Origin of the sequence: Caldisericum sp., assembly GCA_022759145.1 — a bacterium.
Taxonomy (GTDB): Bacteria; Caldisericota; Caldisericia; order Caldisericales; family Caldisericaceae; genus Caldisericum.
On record JAEMPV010000108.1, the window covers coordinates 1 to 4,666 of the forward strand.

The 4,666-nt window shown below is 36.9% G+C and carries 3 protein-coding genes; all 3 read left to right on the forward strand.

Annotated elements, in window-relative coordinates:
- Positions 1 to 97: 97 nt before the first annotated feature.
- Entirely contained in the window at positions 98 to 2,236 is a 2,139-nt protein-coding gene (locus tag JHC30_06485) for a PEGA domain-containing protein (GenBank protein MCI4463796.1), read from the forward strand.
- 9 nt (positions 2,237 to 2,245) lie between these two features.
- Positions 2,246 to 4,360, forward strand: a complete 2,115-nt coding sequence (locus JHC30_06490; GenBank protein MCI4463797.1) for a PEGA domain-containing protein — start codon at positions 2,246 to 2,248, stop codon at positions 4,358 to 4,360.
- Between the two features lie 10 nt (positions 4,361 to 4,370).
- Positions 4,371 to 4,666 (forward strand): PEGA domain-containing protein (locus JHC30_06495; protein ID MCI4463798.1); only part of this gene is annotated, 296 nt, incomplete at its 3' end.

Genomic DNA, 4,666 nt, shown 5'->3' on the forward strand with positions numbered 1-4,666 from the left:
TCTTCTCCTGCTATCGCAGAAGATGGAACAATATATATGGGATTTTGGGACGATTACCTCTATGCAATCGGAAGTAAATAAGGAAAGGAGAAGAATTATGAAGAAAGTTTTAATTTTATTGATGGTTTTTTCACTTCTTATCAGTTTATCAGGATGTGGAGTTAAACAATCAGAAAACTCGCCTACAAATCAAACATCTCAAAGAGAGGTTAAGATTGTCCATATCGATTCAGAACCAGAAGGTGCAACGGTGTATATCGATAATAATGAGCCAATTACAACACCTGCAGATGTAAAACTCTCATTAGGGTGGCACTACATTCATTTTAGCAAAAACGGTTACAAAGATTACATTATGAAGAACATAGAAGTAAAGGAGGATACAACAATTATTTCCGTAACGCTTAAAAAAATCCAGAGTTCAGAATTAATGTTTGAATTTGGTCCAAACGGCGCAATTATTTTCGATTCTGTTCCTATCTTTAGATGCTGTTCAGCTGCTGCAATTACATACTCGGGCATTTTTTATGGAGGCACATACACGATAAGCGGCAAAACCTTGCTCAATTCGTTTGACCTTGTATTTCCAAGCGGCAAAAAAGTTCACTTTGATACGGAAAAGGTTTCGGATAAAGTAAGGAAATTTTCAAAGGTTGTTACCTTTGATGAAGTAGGAACATATAAGATTGTTTCTAACGGCACTGTGGAATATACATTTGTCGTAGATTACAAACCTACAATCCTTTCGCCTACGCCCAAACTTGAAGATATATTTAAAGGCGGTTATAAAAATGCAATTGCAGTCCCTGTTAACTCTGAGGTTGATGCAAAAGTCCTTATAACTGATGCAAACGGAAAACCAATACCAAATACCTCACTTGGTGTTTACGGATTAAAAACAGATAAAGATGGCGTTGTAACTTTTAAGGCAAAAGTTGAAAGGAAGGATTGCCCGTATTGCTATGTAACATACATAAACGGACAAGAGGCAGGGTTATTAATCTACGGCGATTTGCTCGTCTTTGGATACGATTACGCAAAATACACGATGGACGGAAAACTCGTTTCCTCTACAACTGAGAATGCAAAAGTAACCGTTCAACCTGCACTGCTTCCTTCGTTTAAAAGCGAGATTAAAATCGTAAGAGAGGGTAACGATGTCTATATGCCTTATGATTCAATTGGTGTAAGGCTTGTTGATATCTACAAAGGGGCAGGTGTTGGAGGCGATAATATCTTCCCTCACCCGAGGGACCCGTCTATTATCTACACAAATAGTTTTGTTTCAAAAGATGAGAGCAAACACTTTGAGAAAATGAGCGAAACTCTTGATGCAATTGCGTTAAATCCAAAAAATCCGGGGGAAGTTATTGGCTGGGGAAGATCAGACCCGAAATATATACTTAAGTCTGAGGATTTCGGAGCCCACTTCGAAAAATTTGCGAATATCGGTATTGACCTTTCAAATAACTTTGTTGAGCAGATTGCAATAGACCCAAACAATCCAGAAAAATTGTATCTTGCAACCTGGAAAGGATTATATGTTTCAAATGACGGCGGGAAAAACTTTTTGAAAATCCCCACAGATTTTGGTATTGTAAACTCGATTGCTATAAGCCCTTCAAACCCTAATATTGTAATTGTTGGTACCGAGAAAGGGATTTTAAAGTCATCCGACGGCGGAAAAACCTGGAGAATTGTAAAACAAAATAGCACTGGAGAGAGAATTGATTGCATTACCTTCGGTGATCCAAGAAAACCAAAAGAAGTTTTTGCAGGAAGTATGTATGAAGGACTCCTTGCATCTTACGACGAAGGTGAAACCTGGAAATCACTTTATAAGGGAGACCTTGAAGGGAAAGAGAGTATTGCGATTGTCCAGTACAAAGATACCTACATAATTTACATTTCTTCTTTCAGAGATGGCATTTACACTTCGATTGACAAGGGAAAGACTTTTACAAAAGTCGATTTTCCTGTAGGCAATGTAACAAGCATTGCTGCAGGCTCTAACGGATTTTTGTACATAATGGACGATGGTATACCATTTGTGCAGAATGATTCTGGAAATATATTACCCCTTGATGGAGACACATTTCTTGTCGGCGGTCCAAAGTGGAAAATTATTGACGGCAAGTTATTCATCGATATGAATGATATCAAAAGCGATATTTATTCAGTAAAAGTAAATAGCGATAGCATTGAAATTTTCAGGATGTGCGATATGCTGCCATAGGAGGTGGGCGTGAGTAAAAAGATTTTTGTCGCTTTAGTTTTACTTATGTTGTTTTTAAGCCTTGTTGGTTGTAAGACAGGCTTACCTCAGCAGGATTTGAAGGTTGTTAAATTTGATTCTGTTCCTCAAGGAGCAGATGTATTTGTAGACAATCAAAAAATAGGGCAAACACCAATAGAACTTAAACTCTATCCAGGGAATCATTGTGTCACAATACGAAAAGAAGGTTTTGAGGATTACAACGAGACAATCAATGTAACAAATGACGAAAATCCAAAGGAAGTAGTAGCAAAACTTGAAAAACAACCTGAATTTCTATGTGGACATCCTCTATGCTTTGTTGAACCAACAATTAGATACACATGTTGCGGTGGAGTATTTTATTCAGGCGTCTATCTAAATGGCACATATAATGTAAGAGGCTATACAACATTAGACTCGTTTGATATTGTGTTTCCTTCAGGCAAAAAAGTGCATTTTGATACAGAGCAAACATCCGATAAATTTTCCTGGGGCGAACAAGTAAGAAAATTCTCTAAGAAGGTCACATTTGACGAACTTGGAGAATACAAAGTAATGCACAATGGAGAAATTGTTACTCCACCTTTTGGCGGTGCTGCAGAATTTAAGTTCAAAGTCCTCTATAAAGCAAAAATTCTTAATGGTAAGATACTTGGTAGCCTTTCAGGAAATCCTGAAGACAATAATAAAATTCTACTTCCAGTTTGGGAATCAATTGATCTAAAACTTCTTTTAACTGACGCTAATGGGAATATTGCACGAAACAAACCAATTGGGCTTGATAATCTTAAAACAGATAATAATGGCATTGCAACAATAAAAGTTAAAAGCGATTTAACAAAGGATTCCCCGTTTGAAATATATGGGGAAATTAGAGGTTGGCTTTGCGAATACACAAATTTTGATTTAAATGGCAATCTTATAAAGGCTGACTTTGTATCGTATGATGAGAAAGGAAATCCAACACAATACATCCCAAAAATAATCCCAAACAAGGTTAATGTAATAAAAGAAAGTGGACACATATACATGCCGTATAACTCAGCAGGATTTGCTCTGAATGAACTCGGGTTTGTAGGCAATGTGAATTATTTCTATGTCCATCCTAAAAATCCCTCTATAATCTATACTAATTCGTCAGTCTCAAAGGATGGAGGAAAAACATTCGAGAAATTTTACGGCAGGATATTTTTTGACGAAGTAGCCGTAGACCCAAAGCATCCTTCGGTTATTTATGGATGGAAAAAACAAGGCGCTTGTAACTCACAGGATGGAGTTCTAATGGAATCAAAAGATTACGGTATGCATTTTTCAAAAATTGCAGATTTAAAAAGTGTAAGAAACATCGTCCTTGATCCCCAAAATCCTACTACGATATATGTAACAACAGAGGACTCAGTTTTAGTAAGTAAAAACGGTGGAAAAGATTGGGAAAAGTTTTTCAATTCTCCTTGCATTCCATGGATAAACCCTCATAATAACAGGGTAATTTTAATGTCTGGCTATAACTTTGCGGGCACTGAAGATGGTGGAAAAACCTGGAACGATTTAAACTTCTTTAAAGATAGACCAAGAGCGTGGAATGAGCCTGTTGCGTTTGCTTTTGACCCTGTGAAACCTTCTCTTGTTTACGGAATAACCTCTTCACATATCTTCAAATCAGAAGACAATGGGAATAACTGGACACTCCTTAATCAAAAGTATTTTTCAGACATTGAGGCAATCGCAATTGACCCAAACGATAACAGTAAGATTTACATCGCAACTAATCAAGGTATTCTTGTATCTACCGATGGTGGAAAAACATTTAATACTCTTGCAGGTTATCTCTATAGTTTTGCATGGGGAGAAAATGCCGCAACACTTTTAACAGTCGACAAGAATGGAACTGTTTATGCAATCTTAGCACACATTCCTTTTAAGATTGATAGTAGCGGAAGTCTTTTACCAGTAAATGAATCCTTTATAAGTAGCGGTCCACAATGGAAAGTAGTTAACGGCATTCTTTATCTGGATGTAAAGACTATTAAATCTTACAATGTAGTGGTAGATGTTACCGATAAGGACATAACATTTTATAGGCTTTATTATATAGGTCCATAAGGAGGTGGGCGTGAATAAAAAGATTTTTGTCGCTTTAGTTTTACTTCTTTTGCTTTCAAGCCTTGCAGGTTGCAAGGTAAATCAAGAGGGAACAACGCCAAATGTAACAACACCAAGCAGTCCTTCTTCTCAAAAACCTATAAAATTAATCCGTATTGAATCAGACCCAGAAGGTGCAACAGTGTATATCGATAAGAGCGATATTCTTATAACACCTGGCTATGTCCAGATTCAAGCAGGGCAACACACAATTCAATTTTCCATGGATGGATACGAAGATAAGACGCTCGATAACATAGACATAGA

Excerpts from the sequence above, each read along its gene's own strand:
- JHC30_06485 (MCI4463796.1), top strand. The coding sequence starts at position 98 with ATGAAGAAAGTTTTAATTTTATTGATGGTTTTTTCACTTCTTATCAGT.